Origin of the sequence: Maribacter thermophilus, assembly GCF_001020565.1 — a bacterium.
Lineage (GTDB): Bacteria > Bacteroidota > Bacteroidia > Flavobacteriales > Flavobacteriaceae > Maribacter > Maribacter thermophilus.
In genome coordinates this window covers 1,074,150-1,091,993 of the sequence record NZ_LDAS01000001.1, presented here as the reverse complement: position 1 = coordinate 1,091,993, position 17,844 = coordinate 1,074,150, and the positions used below count along the sequence as shown (strand labels likewise).

Below are 17,844 nucleotides of genomic sequence, written 5' to 3'. Positions count from 1 at the left end.
TTGCAAAAATACGGAATTGAAGGGTATTAAAAAACTTGGTATTTACCCTTATATTTGTACAAAATTATAGATAATGACAGAAAAAAATTCTGATGAGTTTTATGCCAAATTGAAGGAACAATTGACAGAGACCGCTAACTGGCCTTCTGACTACCTGTACAAATTTATTGTGCTGTCGGACACCGAGAAAATTCAAAGAATACATAAAATATTCGATAACACGGGAGCGGTAATCGAGTTGAAAAAATCGAAAAAGGGAAAATATACCAGTGTTTCTATTACCGTAAATCTTAAAAACCCAGATGAAGTGATCATAAAATACAAGGAAGTAGGGGCTATAGAAGGCGTAATATCTCTTTAAAATAGTATATCACCTATAATTTTATTATTTTGCGGTCGTTATAAGAATACTTCTTCAAACATTTTTTAAGTTAAATTTTCCAATTTGGATTTAGTAGAACACCTCGAATACAATACAGAGCGTCCTCAATTAATTATACCTGAATATGGTAGGCATTTTCAGAAAATGGTAGATTATGCGGTATCGATAGAAGACCCTGTAGAAAGAAATAAAGTAGCAAAATCGATTATAAGCGTAATGGGCAACTTACAACCTCATTTACGCGATGTTCCAGATTTTCAGCATAAACTTTGGGATCAATTGTTTATCATGTCGGATTTTAAATTGGATGTGGAATCTCCATTTCCGATTACCTCTAAAGAGATGTTACGAAAGCGCCCGGAACCTTTAGAATATCCTCAAAATTTTCCTAAATACCGTTTTTATGGTAACAATATCAAAAGAATGATAGATGTTGCTGTGAAATGGGAAAAAGGAGACAAGCGATCTGGCCTAGAATATGCCATTGCCAATCACATGAAAAAATGTTACCTTAATTGGAACAAGGATGTGGTGGATGACAAGGCTATTTTTAACCATTTGTATGAACTTAGCAATGGAGAGATAGATTTGGCGGCAAAAGGTGAAAATTTGACCGATAGTGGTCAATTTTTGAAGAACAGGGTCGCTAAATCACCTAGATCAAACTCTGGTAAAAAGAATCGAAACAATAATCGCGGTAAAAAACGCTACTAAATTTCCAATCCTATAGATGGGAACATTTAAAATCGAAGGTGGCCATTCACTATCTGGTGAAATAACGCCACAAGGGGCAAAAAACGAAGCTTTACAAATTTTATGTGCAGTGTTGTTAACACCTGAAAAGGTGACCATACACAATATTCCGGACATAGTAGATGTAAATAAACTAATTTCTCTCTTAGAGGACTTGGGAGTAAAGATCCAGAAAAAAGGAAAAGGTTCATATACTTTTAAGGCAGACGATGTAAATATGGATTATTTACAGTCTGACCAATTTAAACAAGATGGTAGGGGCCTAAGGGGGTCTATTATGTTGGTAGGTCCGTTATTGGCCCGTTTTGGAAAAGGATACATTCCTAAGCCCGGTGGCGATAAAATAGGAAGAAGACGTTTAGACACACACTTTGAAGGTTTTATAAAATTAGGTGCCAAATTCCGATACAACCGTGAAGAATATTTTTATGGGGTAGAGGCCAAAAGATTGAAGGGTACCTATATGCTGTTAGACGAGGCTTCTGTTACCGGTACGGCAAACATTGTAATGGCCGCTGTATTGGCAGAGGGCCAGACCACTATTTATAATGCAGCTTGCGAGCCATATTTGCAGCAGTTATGTAAGATGTTGAACCGTATGGGGGCCAAAATCTCTGGTGTAGGTTCTAATCTTTTGGTTATAGAAGGCGTTGAAAAGTTAGGTGGTACCGAGCATAGAATGTTGCCCGATATGATAGAGATCGGTAGCTGGATAGGTCTTGCTGCCATGACAAAAAGTGAACTGACCATTAAAAATGTTAGTTGGGACGATCTTGGGCAAATACCTACGGTTTTTAATAAACTGGGTATTACCTTGGAACGTAAAGAGGACGATATTTATATTCCCGCCCATACAGATGGTTACGAGATACAGAATTATATAGATGGTTCTATTTTGACCATTGCCGATGCTCCATGGCCAGGGCTGACCCCCGATTTGCTAAGTATTATTTTGGTAGTCGCCACACAGGCAAGGGGAGAGGTTTTGATACATCAAAAAATGTTCGAAAGCCGTTTGTTCTTTGTGGATAAATTATTGGATATGGGGGCAAAGGTTATTCTTTGCGATCCCCATAGAGCTACCGTTATAGGACACGATTTTAAATCGACCTTAAAAGCAACCACAATGACATCCCCTGATATTAGGGCAGGTGTGTCATTGCTTATAGCTGCTTTATCGGCTAAAGGAACTTCTACTATTCATAACATAGAACAGATAGATCGTGGTTATGAAAATATAGACGAACGTTTAAGGGCCATAGGGGCCAAGATAACCAGGGTATAAATAAGGGTTATACAATAGATGTTCTCTCTGTAGACTAAGGTTATGGAGAGAACATCTGATTCATGTTCATATAAGAGAGGCTTGTTCTTTTAGTGAGGAGCATCGTTGATCTCTACCCAATTGTTCTCTGGGTCTTTAAGGTAAATTTGACGTACACCATCAGCTCTTAACGTTATGGCATTTTCTTTACCGGGCCAATCCCAAAAAGTAATTTTTTGTTGTTTTAAAGAAGCTACTAGCTCGTCCAGTTTTTGGGTAGATAAACATAAATGTACACTTTTGCTGTGTTTTAATGCTACACTGTCTTTTCCTATCAGGTGTAGTTGAGAGTTTCCTTGTATGCGAAACCATTTGAATCCGGTTGGAGCCGAGGGATGCGGAATTTCCTCCAAATTCAATACTTTTTCATAAAACGAACCCACTTTTTCCAAATCCTTTACAATTAGCGAATAGTGGTCGTAAGTAAAATCATAAGATTGTGCAGATGCAAAACATCCGTACATAAGAAATAGAAGTACTATATTTTTTTTCATGGTAAACAATATATTTTATCGCTTTTAAGATACTTAAAAATGAAAGAAGCTGCCTTTATATAGCAGCTTCTTTATGTGAGATATAATTTACTTGCCATTTAATGGTGGTGGACCATCGATCATAGGTTCGTACACTTCATTGCCTTTTCGGGTCTTGAATTCTTCTTTCACTTTTTCTACCATTTTAGGATTTTCAAACAAATCCAACATGGTCATCCCCATGGCCTTGGCTGCATAAACCATACCTTTGTGCCCTATAGACATTCCTCCACAGGCTACTACGGCCCATGAATGCCAAGGTGTGCCCTTTGGGGCTACGGTAACTCCCAAATTAATATTGGGTACATTCCAACTTACATCACCTACATCGGTGGATCCCCCTCCTGGATTTTCCTCGGTTTCCTTTAACGGATAGATGTTACTGTCCATTCCTACTTCCGGTTTACCGGTCGCTTTTTGAATGGCCTTGCCAAACGCCTGTTCTTCGTCGGTATAGGTGATAGGGCCCAATAATTCAAGGTTGGCCTGCATAATTTCGCCTCCCGTTCTATTCACCAAGGTTTCGTAGATTCCGGATACCAACGATATCTTGTAATCAACATTGGCCATTATTGCAGCTCCCTCTGCCATTGCTTTTACACGCTCATAGGTGGGTAGCATTTTAGATCTTTTGGGGTCTCTTACCCTGACCCAAAGCTTGGCATAGTCTGGAACAACGTTAACTACCTGGCCTCCATCTTGAATATGATAATGTATTCTAGAGGTAGGAAGAATATGTTCTCTATAATAATTTATCCCGGTCGTATACAGTTCCAAGGCATCCGAAGCGCTACGCCCGTTCCATGGGTCTGCAGAAGCATGGGCCGCCTGACCATAAAATTCGACAATAAAATCAACTAAAGACAGCCCACTTTGAACATCGGCCTCTATGCCGGCAGAAGGGTGCCAACTTACGTTTACATCAACATCGTCCCAAAGTCCTGCCTTCACCATCCATACTTTTGCAAAGTATTTTTCCTCTGCCGGGGTACCCAAAAATTTAACGGTTCCCTTGATCTTACCGGCCTCCATTAATTCTTTAATGGCTATAGCGGCGCCTAAACTAGAGGTGCCGAACATATTGTGACCGCACCCATGACCCGCAGCCCCCTCTTTTAACGGATTTTTTTCTGGTATAGCTTGTTGCGAGATACCCGGTAGGGCATCAAACTCGCCCAAAATACTGATAACAGGTTTTCCAGAGCCGTAGGTGGCCGTGAAAGCAGTAGGAATATCGGCAACTCCCCTCTTAACCTTTAAGCCATTTTTTTCGGCATAATCGGCCAAAATTCTAGAGGATTGCTTTTCTTCAAAAGCCAATTCTGCCAATGCCCATATAGAATCACTTATTTTAATGAGCTGTTCTTTGTGGTTTTCTACAGATTGAATGATTGCTTTTTTGTTTTTGCTTAATTTTTGGCCGAATCCCGTGACCATGCAAAACAGGGATAGGAATAGAATTAAATGTTTCTTCATTTTAAAATTAAAGTTTGGTGTTAGTTTATTTAGTCCCTTGACTTTTTTATGTAACCTGCCAAAGTCAAGAAAGTATAGTAAATATAACTGTTTTCGTTATCTAAATGAAGTCTTGAACGAGCCGATTATAAAATCTTCTATTGTTGTATAAAGTGGTTCATGCATGTTGTATGATGGAACCGTAATTCTTTAGTGCATCGTAAAACAATACTTTTCTGCTGCTTTTTGCGTTATATACGAACGATTAATTTAAATGAAGATATGAAAGGTCCAGTATCATTTATTTGTTCTTGTGTTGTACTATTAACTATTTTTTCTTGCAGCTCCACCAATAGGCTAACGATGGGGGTGGTAGAACCTGCCCAAATAACTTTGGCTTCGGATATTACCAAAATTGGTATTATAAATAGGAGCTTACCATCAGAAAGTAATAAAGCTATAGATGAGATAGACAAAATATTGTCTTTGGAAGGATTGAATTTTGATAAGGAAGGAGCCGAATTTGCTGTTACAGGACTTTTAGATGAACTAAGCAGAAACAATCGTTTTGAAAGTGTTAAGTTAATAGAGACCAATGAGGACCATCGTAAAGGACTTGCCGTATTTCCGGCCGCATTACCTTGGGAAACCGTAGAGAAAATTTGTGAGGAGAACGATGTTGATGTGCTGTTTTCATTAGCATTTTTTGATACCGATACCAACGCCGATTACCAAATGACCGAAGTAACCGTGCCTAACAATCTAGGAGTTAAGGTAAAGGTGCCAGGGCATAGGATTACCTTAAATACAGTGGTTAAAAATGGTTGGCGAATCTATGATCCCGTTGGTAAAAGAATATTGGATGAATATACCTCAAAGAATTATGTGACCTCTACAGGTGAGGGTATTAACCCTGTAAGAGCCTTAGAAGCAGTAGTTGGCAGAAAAGAAGGAGTAATGCAGATTAGTAGTAATCTGGGCAATAATTATGGTCTTAATGTAAAGCCTTTGAGCAGAAGGGTTTCTCGTGATTACTTTGTAAGGGGAACCGATAATTTTGTGGTCGCGATGCGCAGGGCAAGGGCAGGAGATTGGAACGGAGCCGCCGAACTATGGGAGAAGGAGCTGAACAATCCGAAAGCCAAAGTGGCCGGAAGGGCTTATTATAATATGGCCATTATCAATGAAATTAATGGTAATTTGGAAAAAGCAATGAAAATGGCATCTACCTCGTATACGGATTACAACAATTCTATTGCTTTGAAGTACATAAATATCTTAAAAAGAAGAATTGGAGACCAACAGGTATTAAACCAACAATTGGCCAAATAAATTTAGTTGTTCAAGGCGCTTTTATAGGTTTTTAAACAACGTTCCCGGGCTTCTTTATGGTCGACAATTTTATCAGGGTAGGTAAGTTCTTGTAGTTCTGGAACCCATTTACGTATGTACTCTTTTTGTTGGTCAAATTTATCGACTTGGGTCATAGGATTAAATATTCTAAAATATGGGGCCGCATCGACTCCGCTACCAGCGGCCCATTGCCAGTTGCCGATATTGGAGCTCATTTCATAGTCTAGCAGTTTTTCTGCAAAATAAGTTTCGCCCCACCGCCAATCTATCAATAAATGCTTGCATAAAAAACTGGCGGTCAGCATGCGTACCCTGTTGTGCATATATCCTGTGGCGTTCAGCTCTCGCATACCGGCATCCACTAAAGCATAACCTGTTTGCCCATTTTTCCATTTTTCGAATTCATCTTCGTTGTTGCGCCATTCTATACGGTCATATTTGGGTTTAAAAGAGGATTTTTGGGTATGTGGAAAATGCCATAGAATTTGCATAAAAAATTCTCTCCAGATAAGTTCGCTCAAAAAAGTCGGGTTATCCCCAGCAATGGCTTTTTTAATAATTTTTCTAATAGAAACTGTTCCAAAACGTAAATGAGGCCCAAGTTTAGAGGTGCCGTTTTCTATGGCCGGATAGTTTCTGGTATTCTCATAATCATCTATTAGGATGGGGGTTACCACATAATCTTGCACAGAAATATTTGATGTAACAAACCCTAGGTCTTTCAATGTAAGATTAGGAAGCTTCGTGTTTTTTATAAGATTATCAAGACAATTGGCAGTGTCTTGATCGGTTAAATGTTTATCGGGTTTAAAATTCTCTTTCCATTTGTTTTTATAGGGGGTATATACTACATACGGGGTGCCGTCTTGTTTTAAGATGTCCGATTTTTCAAAGATTACCTGATCTTTATAGGTTTTGAAAACGATACTTTGTTCATGTAAAAACTGTGCTATATCCCCATCCCTTTCTTTGGCATATGGTTCATAATCTCGATTGGTGAAAACCGCCTTTATATCGTAAATGTTGAGCAAATCTTTTAAAACCGTTATGGGTTTTCCTTTATATATAGCAATAGAACTGTTCTTTTCTTGTAGTATGGCCCTTATTTTCTGAACCGAATCGAATATAAAATTTACACGCGGGTCATTTTGGGGCAATTTTGAAAGTATATCGGTATCGAAGATAAAAATGGGCAAGACAGGATATTCTCTCTTCAATGAGGCCAATAGGCCTGTATTGTCATCGATTCTTAAATCGCGACGAAACCAAAAAACGGAGACTTTCTTTTTAGACATTTAGTTTAAATTTAAAGTAGATAGCCCGCCGTCTATATGAATAACTTGCCCTGTGATCCAAGAACTTTTGTCGCTCAATAAAAAAACGGCGGCATTGGCTATATCCTCAGCTTCACCGATGCGTTTCAGTGGATGCTTGTTTTCCATAGATTCCTTTTTCTTTTCATTGTTCAATAATTTCGCCGCCAGAGGCGTATTTGTTAAAGAAGGTGCTATTACATTTACCTTTATTTTTGGTGCATACTCGGCCGCTAAAGATTTGGCAAAGCCCTCAACGGCCCCTTTTGCCGCGGCTATACTGGTATGAAAGGGCATTCCGTTACCTACGGCCACGGTACTAAAGAATACCATAGACGATTTTAAAGACATATTCGGGATAATGGTTTTGATTATTTTAACCATTCCAAAGAAATTAACCTGCATATCATCCTCAAAAGCTTCCATGTCCAATCTTTTAAAAGGCTTGAGATTAATGCTCCCAGGACAATATATAAAACCATCCAAGGTTTGTGGCAACAAGGTTATATCCAATGTATCCATTTTGGCATCGAAAGATATATGTGTCAGGTTACGGTGAGGGTGCGCAGGTGGTGTTCTCGATGCCACGTATACTTTGTTGGTTTCTTGCAACTGGGCTACGATAGCGGACCCAATACCATAAGAACCACCAATCAATAATATGTTTTTCATCTACTTCTATTTTATGTGTAGCTCGTGTTTTTGTCCATTTATGGAACCAAATAAAGAATCCAATTTTTGAGCTCTGTAATTAAAAATATGTCGGAGTTGTTTTCTCACGATTATAAGATTGGCCAGACGTCCTATAAATCCAAAGGGAATTTTATAGTCTATTACATCTTTCATTTCCACTCCTCCTTCTATTTTTTTGATAAAATGTTTATGATGCCATAAGGCATATGGGCCAAAGCGCTGCTCGTCTACAAAATATTCGCCTTCCTTTATATGGGTGATTTCTGTTACCCATTTGGTAGTATACCAAGGAAAAGGTCTTACGGTGTACTGTACTATTTGTCCCGGAAACATTGGCAGTTCACCTCCTGAGGTAATGGTGAACGACATATTCTTAGGAGTTATGGTCTTCAAATTATTGGGATTGGACAGAAAATTCCAAGCTTCATCCATAGAAATGGATAGAAATTGCTTTGAATATAAGCGATATAGTTTCATTAGAAATGATTTCGACAAATATAAGCCCATTTTTGTTTAATAAATAATTAAAATAGTTAAACAATAATTAAAAAATTGAACGTTTTATTCTCTTTGAGAAAATTATTTGGTCGATTAAAACGACCTCGTATAGTAAATACTATTAAATAGTCGTGGGGATAGAATTGATTTTGTAAATTTCCTTCATTCGTTATTAATTGATTATGAAGATTTTAATCGGGATCCTTTTATTTTTTAACTCCTTATTGTTGGTGGCGCAACAAACAGTTACCGAAGTTGGACCATTACCTGATGTCATAGATGAATCTTCAGGGCTAATTTTCTTTAATGGCCGTCTATTAACCCATAACGACTCGGGTAACAGTGCCATTCTATACGAGCTTGATACTCTTTCTCTAGAAATTGTAAGGCAAGTGAGTATATTAAACGTCGAGAACAACGACTGGGAGGCCATTACCCAGGACGAGAATTATATTTACATTGGAGATATAGGTAACAATAAGGGCACAAGACAGAATTTGGCCATATACAGAATAACGAAAGAGGCGTATTTGGAATCGGATAAGGTTACCGCTGAAAATATCAACTTTGTTTATGAAGGGCAAGAGGATTTTAATGACAATGGAGATTCTAACTGGGATGCCGAGGCATTGGTGGTCATAGGGGAGCAGTTGGTAATTTTCACAAAACAATGGCAATCTAACGGCACGGTCGCTTATGCGATACCCAATGTACCGGGCGATCATATAGCAACGGCCATAGCAACGTTAAACGATATTGGGCTGGTAACGGATGCTAGTTATGATATTGAATCGAACGAGCTTTATTTGTTGGGATATTCAAGTATGTTAACCCCCTTTTTATTAAAGTATACAGATGTTTCCCTTTCAGGAATATTTAATAATCCTGAAGGTGATATTGATTTGGGGCTTTCTTTTGTACAGACCGAAGGTATTGTCAAATTATCGGATAATGAATTTTTTATAACATCTGAATACTTCTCTAGGCAATCACCGTCCATCACCTCGGAAGCTAGGGTATTTAAGGTAGAAATTATAGAAAAACTCCCACAAGAACCAATCGACCTAGAAGAGGGACTAGAGGGGGAGAACAAGGTCGAAGAACATGTAATTATATATAAAGATTTGGCTTCCGATGCGTTTTTGTATGAAATTAAAACAAAGGATACCATTAAGGGAATTTCAATTTTTGATTGTTCAGGAAGGCTTCTTTGGTCTTTTGGAGAGTTAGATGCTAAAGGTTCTATATCTAATATTTTCCCCTCTTTAAGTATCTACTATTTTACCGTTTACTTAAATTCACGCATTCTGTCCGTTCCTTTTGTGCGGTATTGATCCCCTAATTTTTATTTAAGAATTTGTTAACATTTGGCACCTTGGTTTATATTTAGCTTTGTTAAAACACTAAAAACTACTTAAATATGAACAAAGTAATACTCTTTTTGTTAGCAGTTGTGGCTTCTTTATCGTTAGAGGCACAAATAAATACACCGGCCCCGAGTCCGGCTTCGACAATTACGCAAGTGGTAGGACTAACAAATGTTACCATCGATTACTCAAGACCTTCAATGAGGGGGAGAAAAGTATATGGAGATTTGGTTCCTTTCGGTAAGTTATGGAGAACTGGAGCCAATGCCTACACCAAAATTTCTATTGATACAGATGTTACCATTGCCGGTAGTAAAGTAAAAGCCGGTACTTATTCTATTTTTACAAAACCAGGTGAGAAGAATTGGGAAGTTTTCTTTTATACCGATATCGATGGTGGTGGAACCCCTAAAAACTGGGATGAAAATAAGGTTGTGGCCAAGGCTTCTGTACCCGTATATCCCATAGATATGCCCGTAGAAACATTTACCATTACAATAGACGACTTAAAGTCTAGTGGTGCCAATATAGGAATCATATGGGAAAATACCTATGTAGCCATACCTATTGAGGTTCCTACCGATGAAGCGGTAATGAGCAATATAGAAAAGGTATTGTCGGGGCCAAGTGCAGGTGATTATTATGCCGCGGCCGTATATTATTCTAGTGAAGGTAAAGATATTAAAAAGGCCAAGGAGTGGATGGACAAGGCCATGTCCATGACCAAAGATCCTGCTTATTGGCAATTAAGGCAACAATCCCTTATTTTAGCAAAAGCAGGTGATAAAAAAGGAGCTATAGAAGCTGCAAAAAAATCATTGGCAAAAGCAAAAGAGCAAGGAAACGACGATTATGTTAAAATGAATCAAGATTCATTAAAGGAATGGGGAGCTATGTAGTAACGTGCTCAAAAAAAATAAAAAAGCCCCTTAGCTAAGTGCTATGGGGTTTTTTGTGTTTTACAAAGCTTGTTATTTCATAATATGCACTCCGTCATCAATATATAAATGATAGACTTCAGCATCAATGCCAGTTTCTTTCTTGTATGCACTAATAATGGTGTCCACTATATTTTCCATAGCCTCTGTTTTAATCAAGTTTATGGTACAGCCCCCAAAACCACCTCCCATCATGCGAGCTCCCATAAAGCCATCCAGTTTTTGACCGGTTTTTACCAAAAAGTCCAATTCAGGTGTGGTTATTTCAAATTCTTTAGACATTGCCCAATGGCCTTGCAATAGAGTTTTACCGGTTTCATCGGCATTACCGGATTCTAGGTATTCTATCATTTTTAAAACCCTATTGTTTTCTTCGATGACATATTTGGCACGTTTATAATCTTTTTCGTCCAGAATTGGTTTACAGTTCTCCAAATCGGTCAAGGTGACATCTCTCATTGAGTTGACGTCATTTTTTGTTTCCCCCACTTTAGAAAAGACCAGCTCACATGATGTTCTTCTTTTATTATATTCAGAATCTACGGCAAGGTTGTGTTTTATGTTCGAATTGATAAGTACCCAACTGTATCCATTAAGATTAATGGGAATGTACTTATGGGTTAGATCTTTACAATCTAAAAAGAGGGCATTGGATTTTCTTCCGAACAACACGGCATATTGGTCCATTAGACCACAATTAAGACCAATTTTATGTTCGGCCTGCTGTGCTATCAACGCTATTTCCTCTCTAGTTATAGATAGGTCTAAAGCATTGGATAAGGCATAAATAAAACCACAACAAAGAGCGGCCGAAGATGAGAGGCCAGATCCTATAGGAATATCACCTCCGAAAACACAGTCAAAACCTTTTAGGGTGTACTTTTTTTCAATTAATATTTCGATAATGGCCTTAAAATAGTTTCCCCAAAAAGCATTAAAAGGTTCATGTTTTCCTTCTAGGTCAAAGGAAATCTGCTCTGGTAGCGTTAAAAAGGTTTCAACGGTAATATGGTCACTATCATTTTTGTGAACGGCAAAATAAATTGCTTTTTCAATAGAAGCAGGTAAGACCAAACCCATATTATAATCGGTATGTTCGCCGATTAAATTTACCCTGCCGGGCGATTTTACCATTATTGGGCTGTTACCGTATTTGGATATGAAAAAGTCTTTAACTTTAGTGTGAACCATAATTGGATGATGTATTATAAAGGAAAATTATATGTAAATTAATTTGTGCTAAGTGGTTTGTTTAACATTCTATCGAACGCTTCGAAGATTATTGCAGTGCAAATAACAAGGGCCGCACCAATAAAGTTCAACCAGAGGTAACCTAGCTTTTCTTCTCCGGACGGATATATATGTATTAGGTTGTAGTATATAATACAAATAATGATCTGAGTAATGACCGCTGCAAAAAATACGGCATTTCCCTTTACGAACTTGAAGAAAAAAGCCAGTAGAAAAATACCTAGTACATTGCCGTAGAAAATACTTCCGATAATGTTGACCAACTGAATTAGATTGTCGAATAAATTAGCGATACACGCTATTAAGATAGCTATGATACCCCAGATAAAAGTGAAAAATTTTGAGGCTTTAACATAATGCTTTTCTGTAAAAACCCCCTTTTTATTTCGCTTGTATAGATCCAAAGCGGTAATGGTACCCAAGGCATTTAGTTCTGAGGCGGTAGAAGACATAGCGGCAGATAGTATTACAGCCAATAATAGTCCAATGAGTCCTTTTGGTAAATTATTAAGAATAAAATGGATAAAGACATAATCTTTATCATTGGTCTCAACAGAGCTATCGGCCTGCGAGATCAATGATTTTGCAGCTATTCTATTGGTGCTGTCCTTTTGGTTAATTCTGATTATTTGTTGCTTGGCCTCTTGTACGGCGGTGTATTCTTTAATATCCAATGCGGCGGAAAACTGATTTTGGGCAATACGTTTTTCCGCCTCCAATGCTATTTGGCCCTCTTGCAATAATTTATAGTCTTCTGCGTAGGGAGAATCCATAATCGCTTGGGTGGCAGCAGGATTAAAATTAAGTGGAGAAGGATTGTATTGATAGAACACAAAGACCATGACGCCTACCAGTAAAATAAAAAACTGCATCGGTATTTTAAAAATAGCGTTAAATACCAGCCCTAATTGACTTTCCCTGATGGATTTACCTGATAAATAACGTTGTACTTGGCTTTGGTCGGTTCCGAAATAGGCCAAGGCCAAGAACAATCCACCGGTTATTCCACTCCAAAAGGTATACCTGCTTTTTGTGTTTAGGTCAAAATCCAAAATATTCAATTTATTACTGGCACCCGCTATTTTAAGGGCTTTTGAGAAAGTGATATCGGAGGGTAGGTAACCAAGTATAAAAAAGAATGCAACGAACATTCCTGTCATTATAATGAACATTTGTTGCTTTTGTGTAACGCTTACCGCTTTGGTACCACCCGAAACGGTATAAATAATTACTAGCGTACCAATTATAATATTTAAGGTACCCAAATCCCAACCTAAGACCGCCGATAAAATAATGGAAGGGGCAAAAATGGTGATCCCGGCCGCAAGGCCTCTTTGCATTAAAAATAATATAGCCGCTAAAGAACGTGTTTTTAAATCAAATCTACTTTCTAGAAATTCATAGGCGGTATATACTTTCATTCTATGGTACATTGGCACAAAGACCAAACAAATAATGATCATGGCCAATGGCAGGCCAAAATAGAACTGAACAAATCCAATACCATCGTGAAAAGCTTGTCCGGGAGTCGATAAAAAGGTAATGGCACTAGCTTGGGTTGCCATCACCGAAAGGCCTATTGTCCACCATTTTGCCTCATTGCCTCCCCTAACATAATCATTGACATTGGTGCTTCCTTTTGTTTTCCATACGCCATAAGACACAATAAAAAGCAGTGTACCACAAAGAATCGTCCAGTCTAAAGCACCCATATTATGTAAATGATATCATTATATAGTAAAAAAAGAGGATGTAAATAAAATTCAGTACCAGAACCAAGGTATATTCCTTTTTCCAACTTTTATTTTCATCTTTTTCCCGACTCATCCCTTAATCTTTTCTTTATTTTCTAATTTATTCTTGCCAACTGACAGCATATTGGAAAACAGTTTGTATGCTCCCGGTACACCTGCGGGCAATTCTCTAAAAAAGCTTAGTCCTGTATAAATATAAGTACCTTTTCCATATGGTGCTATAAGTAAACTTCCTTTTGTAGATGGCTCTCCTTCATCTTTCATCTCTAATATTGGGGTAAACTCCTTGCTCCATTTATTGGGAAAATATAATCCTCTTTCCTGCACCCATCCTTCAAAATCCTTATTTGTTATTTTATTCGGATAATTTACTAAATCATTGTCTTTCGCTATAATTTTCACCTCTGAATTTTCATCGGTAACGCGATCTCTTGAGATTTTAAGGTCATATGGAGCAATATTTTCAAATTGATCAGCCCATCTACCGGCCGTATTATACTGCACAATTACCGTACCACCTTCTTTCACATATTCTAAAATATATTTTTGCTTAAAAGATAGTTCGTTGATGACGTTATAAGCCCTTATTCCTAGAACAACTGCATCATATTTTTGTAGTGAACTTTCTGAAATATCAGAAGGATCGATCAGGTGTACCGTATAACCGATCTGTTCTAAACTTGTTGGTACTTCATCTCCGGCACCCATAATGTAACCAATGTTTTGACCAGATTTTTGTATGTTCAATCTTACCACCTTGGTTTCCGCCGGCATTAAAATAGTTTGTGTGGGGACGTGGTCATAATTGATGGTTACCAAATCTTTGGTAATCTTTTTACCGTTCACTGTGAGAATAGAGGAAATTTTGCTTTCATCTTCCAATTCTGGGGGCGTCAGGTTAAAATAAAACGTTTTTTCATCTCCCTTTTTTTCGATGCTGAAATTTTGAACATTAGAATCTACTTTCCATTTATCTCCGATACCGAGCTGTATAGTACCTGAAACATTGTTTTTGTGGGCCTTTATGGTCACAGGAATTAATTTTGGGGAATCATCGGCAAATATTATCACCTTGTCCTTAAGATGGGAAGTGGCCTCCGGGACTATTTCAAAGGGTTGATATATTTCACCTTTATCGGGCTTTGCATATTTATAAACTACATTTTTGGTAATCGGAATTTTTACCCCATCGTAGTTTATATTAAATGTAGCGGTAAAAGATCTTGGTGTTTCTGGCTTGCCTATAAGATCGGCATCCTTCACCGTATAGGTACCCAATGTGCTACTTTCCATTAACCAATAAGGACTGGTGTATTTTGTGTCCGATGGTATTTCTATGGCTATTTCTCTTTTTAAAATTCTATTGTCGTAAAGCGTTTGTGGTTCCCTAATTGTAGGTAGACCGTTTATTAGCACCGATTCTAAAACAATTTCTTTATTGCTTCTGTTCAGGGCTTCGACATTAAATGTTATTTTTTCACCTGCATTGGAGAATGCTTGATTCGCAAAAACTTCTAAATGAAGTCCGGCAACTGCTTCGATTATAGATTTTAATTCTTCCGATTTTATTTTTTTCCAATGGGTGTCCGTAACTTTTTGTAGTAGGGCATAGGCCTTTACCAAATCTTCCAAATGTACTGATGGATCTTTGAAGTTGAAATCGGCCTCTATCTTGTTTAATATTTTACCAATGGCTTCACCTCCTTCAATTCTGGACCAGGTGGTATTTATGCCTTCAAAAGGATCATTTTTCCCTTTAGGCAGATCTCCCTTTAATAGTTCTAGATATTCTTGTTCGGAACCTCGTGTTCTTAACCTTCCAAAACCCTGACATAAATGCTGACTGCTGGCCAGTGCCGCAATTTCATTATTGGACATTCCCAGCATAGGGTAATAAGTTCCTATGTCAACATTCAACAGATTTGATTTATCCGCCTTTTCAAATTTTTCCTGACTTCCATAAAACCACCAAGAAGTGTTAAAGAACAAACGTTTTGGCTGCCATAGACCGGTACTTTCTAACTGGTTGCTATAGGCATTGGGGTCATTGGCAAGGTCGAATGCCTCTACACTTAACATGGCAGAGGATGTATGGTGGCCATGCGTGGTGCCCGGGGTTCTGTGATCAAAACGATTGATGATAATATCGGGTTTAAATTTTCTTATGGCAGATACCACATCACTTAGAATAAGGTCTTTGTCCCAAATTTTTAAAGTTTCTTTTGGGTTTTTCGAATAGCCAAAATCAATGGCCCTGGAAAATAGTTGTTCGCCGCCGTCTACCCTTCGTGCGGCTAATAATTCTTGTGTTCTTAAAACTCCTAATAATTCCCTTAATTCGGGGCCAATCAAATTTTGACCGCCATCGCCTCTGGTCAAAGAAAGGTAACCTGTTCTAGCATGTACACTATTGGACAAGTAAGATATCAACCTTGTATTTTCATCATCGGGGTGTGCAGCAATATATAATGCCGTTCCCAAAAAATTCAATTTTTGGATCGAATGGTAAATATCGGAAGTGGACTTGGTCTTTGGTACTTGGGCCGTAAGCGTACTTATAAAATAGAAGCTACATATAAAACATACCAGAATATGGCGCATCGTGTTGGTTTTAGGTCTGGTTTCAAATATAACAAGATTAATGCCCTAGATTAACTTTTTACGACTTCTTTAACAACTAGGCCTCTCCAATATCGCTAAGGGCAGATTCATCTTTATAGGTCGATATTAGAATAATTCCCTTTTGTAAAACAAGGTTGTTTGGGTAGGTTAAAATTTCCCCGTTACCTCTTCTTAAATGCATATGAAAAGCCCTGATATCCTCAATAACAAAAATTTCATTTTCCGGATGTTCGGAATCGGATAGCTCTTTGTCCAGAATACGTATGGTATTACCAATCTTGAAGGGGAACGAAAAAAATATGACCACTCCTGCCGTAATATTGCTCAAAATAGACCATTGGGCAAATAGAGCCACGCCGATTACGGCGAAAACAGAAGAAAGTAAAAGGCCCAGGTCTTTGTAATTTACGCCCCATATCAAGGTAAGGGCCACAAACGATAATATGAACATGCCAACATTGATATATTTAATGATCAAGTTGGTTCTTACAGGGTTAAAATCACTTATTTTTCCTACTTTTCTTACCAGTGAAGAAAAAACGATTTTTAAGATAATTACTAAAATAAATAATATAAGACTGGATAACAGTTGGCTTTTGTGGGTTGTAATAAATTCCTCCATAAATTATAGACCTAAACTATCTCGCAAATATATATCCTTATTATGATTTTGTTGCCAATAAGGAGTTTTTATGGTTTTGATTTTTTTAGCCTTTGAAGTTAACATTTGGGCATTAGAACCATAACCACCTTTAAAGGAGTCTGACCACCCTTCTATTGTGTGCGGAAAGTCGGCAGAGAAATTTATCGTCAAGGTTCTTTCTAGTTTGGGGTAGGTTATTTCATAACTATTTATATTGTTCTTGGTGGTCAATGTCGCTTTGGCTTTGTAGGCCCGTAATTCTTTATGGCTTAGTCGAACATATTCCAACGAAGGTATGATCTCTAAATCTCCTTCTGGTAGATCAGAGGGGCTTATCCTGATCAAATTCCATAGTTCGTTCTCTAAAACGGCTTTGTCTAGACTAAAAGTTTGATCCGCTTCCGTTTCAAAATAAGAATGCGACATAACTTCAAACGTATCCTTATTGTTCAATTGGGCATATACATGTCCACACCATTCTTGGGCCGAAAAAGATACTTTAAGCGCATGTTGATCGTTATGAACCGGATAAAAAGTACTGGTCATAATAGAGTAGGGGTAGATGCCCGTCAAATACTTTTTAGTGGTATTTAGCTTAAGTACTGGAATATTATCTGGGCTTTTCCCATCTGCCTTTACCTGTTTTTCTTTTAGAAAAGGTTCTGTAACATAGATCAAGACTGCTTTTCCATCTCGTATTTCACCATATCTTACCTGTTCTAGTTCGTATGAGGTAATTTCGGCATTGCCTGCATACCAATAATTTTTAAACTCGTTGGTAAGTGATTTTTTTTGGGTCGACGCCTTGATTTCCTGTGGTTTTGGGGCGCTGGCATCCGCACTTGTATTTTTATCATCTCTACAAGATGTTAGGCTACTATATATTACGGCACTTAAGACAATCAAAAGTTCTGATATAAACCACTTTTTAAACATAATGTCCTCTTTTGTTATAAGTTAAATAA

Annotated in this window: 16 protein-coding genes; 6 read left to right on the top strand and 10 right to left on the bottom strand. The window is 37.8% G+C overall.

The features are described 5' to 3' along the window. Window positions 1-73: 73 nt before the first annotated feature. The 3 genes from AB657_RS04825 (at window position 74) to murA (ending at window position 2,420) form a co-directional block, all read left to right on the top strand. Entirely contained in the window at window positions 74-361 is a 288-nt protein-coding gene (locus AB657_RS04825) for a DUF493 family protein (protein WP_047245457.1), read from the top strand. Between the two features lie 84 nt (window positions 362-445). Next, window positions 446-1,096, top strand: a complete 651-nt coding sequence (locus tag AB657_RS04820; protein ID WP_047245456.1) for a DUF4290 domain-containing protein — start codon at window positions 446-448, stop codon at window positions 1,094-1,096. Window positions 1,097-1,112: 16 nt separating this feature from the next. Then, window positions 1,113-2,420: a UDP-N-acetylglucosamine 1-carboxyvinyltransferase gene (gene murA, locus AB657_RS04815; RefSeq protein WP_047245455.1), complete on the top strand. Its 1,308-nt coding sequence runs from the start codon at window positions 1,113-1,115 to the stop codon at window positions 2,418-2,420. A gap of 89 nt (window positions 2,421-2,509) precedes the next feature. Here the strand turns inward: murA and AB657_RS04810 are convergent, their stop codons facing one another. Continuing rightward, on the bottom strand, window positions 2,510-2,953 hold the full coding sequence (locus AB657_RS04810) for a VOC family protein (RefSeq protein ID WP_047245454.1): 444 nt from the start codon (window positions 2,951-2,953) through the stop codon (window positions 2,510-2,512). 87 nt (window positions 2,954-3,040) lie between these two features. After that, complete coding sequence (locus tag AB657_RS04805) at window positions 3,041-4,468, bottom strand: amidohydrolase (RefSeq protein WP_047245453.1); 1,428 nt, start codon at window positions 4,466-4,468, stop codon at window positions 3,041-3,043. A gap of 261 nt (window positions 4,469-4,729) precedes the next feature. Here AB657_RS04805 and AB657_RS04800 point away from each other — a divergent pair, with 261 nt between their 5' ends. After that, window positions 4,730-5,779, top strand: a complete 1,050-nt coding sequence (locus tag AB657_RS04800) for a DUF6340 family protein (RefSeq protein WP_047245452.1) — start codon at window positions 4,730-4,732, stop codon at window positions 5,777-5,779. 2 nt (window positions 5,780-5,781) lie between these two features. Here the strand turns inward: AB657_RS04800 and AB657_RS04795 are convergent, their stop codons facing one another. The 3 genes from AB657_RS04795 to AB657_RS04785 are packed head-to-tail and all read right to left on the bottom strand — an operon-like array spanning window position 5,782 to window position 8,283. Further along, window positions 5,782-7,095 carry a cryptochrome/photolyase family protein gene (locus AB657_RS04795; RefSeq protein ID WP_047245451.1) on the bottom strand — a complete coding sequence of 438 codons (1,314 nt, stop codon included), beginning with the start codon at window positions 7,093-7,095 and terminating at the stop codon, window positions 5,782-5,784. Continuing rightward, window positions 7,096-7,785 (bottom strand): SDR family NAD(P)-dependent oxidoreductase, encoded by a 690-nt coding sequence (locus tag AB657_RS04790; protein WP_047245450.1) that lies wholly within the window; start codon window positions 7,783-7,785, stop codon window positions 7,096-7,098. 6 nt (window positions 7,786-7,791) lie between these two features. Further along, the gene (locus tag AB657_RS04785) at window positions 7,792-8,283 is read right to left on the bottom strand and encodes an SRPBCC family protein (RefSeq protein ID WP_047245449.1); all 492 of its coding nucleotides are present in this window, start codon (window positions 8,281-8,283) and stop codon (window positions 7,792-7,794) included. Between the two features lie 203 nt (window positions 8,284-8,486). Between AB657_RS04785 and AB657_RS04780 the strand changes: the two genes are divergently transcribed. Together AB657_RS04780 and AB657_RS04775 are read left to right on the top strand one after the other, a co-directional pair. Then, a complete protein-coding gene (locus tag AB657_RS04780) occupies window positions 8,487-9,638 on the top strand; it encodes a hypothetical protein (RefSeq protein WP_052958626.1) in 1,152 nt (383 codons plus the stop codon). A gap of 86 nt (window positions 9,639-9,724) precedes the next feature. After that, a complete protein-coding gene (locus tag AB657_RS04775) occupies window positions 9,725-10,570 on the top strand; it encodes a DUF2911 domain-containing protein (protein WP_047245448.1) in 846 nt (281 codons plus the stop codon). A gap of 72 nt (window positions 10,571-10,642) precedes the next feature. On the opposite strand, the gene galK is transcribed toward AB657_RS04775, so the two are convergent. From galK to AB657_RS04750, 5 genes are all read right to left on the bottom strand, one after another. Then, window positions 10,643-11,800, bottom strand: a complete 1,158-nt coding sequence (gene galK, locus AB657_RS04770) for a galactokinase (protein ID WP_047245447.1) — start codon at window positions 11,798-11,800, stop codon at window positions 10,643-10,645. Window positions 11,801-11,838: 38 nt separating this feature from the next. Further along, entirely contained in the window at window positions 11,839-13,572 is a 1,734-nt protein-coding gene (locus AB657_RS04765) for a sodium:solute symporter (protein WP_047245446.1), read from the bottom strand. A 111-nt stretch (window positions 13,573-13,683) separates the two neighbouring features. Continuing rightward, a complete protein-coding gene (locus tag AB657_RS04760) occupies window positions 13,684-16,215 on the bottom strand; it encodes a PIG-L family deacetylase (RefSeq protein WP_047245445.1) in 2,532 nt (843 codons plus the stop codon). Window positions 16,216-16,291: 76 nt separating this feature from the next. Then, the gene (locus AB657_RS04755) at window positions 16,292-16,858 is read right to left on the bottom strand and encodes a mechanosensitive ion channel domain-containing protein (protein ID WP_047245444.1); all 567 of its coding nucleotides are present in this window, start codon (window positions 16,856-16,858) and stop codon (window positions 16,292-16,294) included. A gap of 3 nt (window positions 16,859-16,861) precedes the next feature. Then, complete coding sequence (locus tag AB657_RS04750; protein ID WP_047245443.1) at window positions 16,862-17,815, bottom strand: hypothetical protein; 954 nt, start codon at window positions 17,813-17,815, stop codon at window positions 16,862-16,864. Window positions 17,816-17,844: the final 29 nt, after the last annotated feature.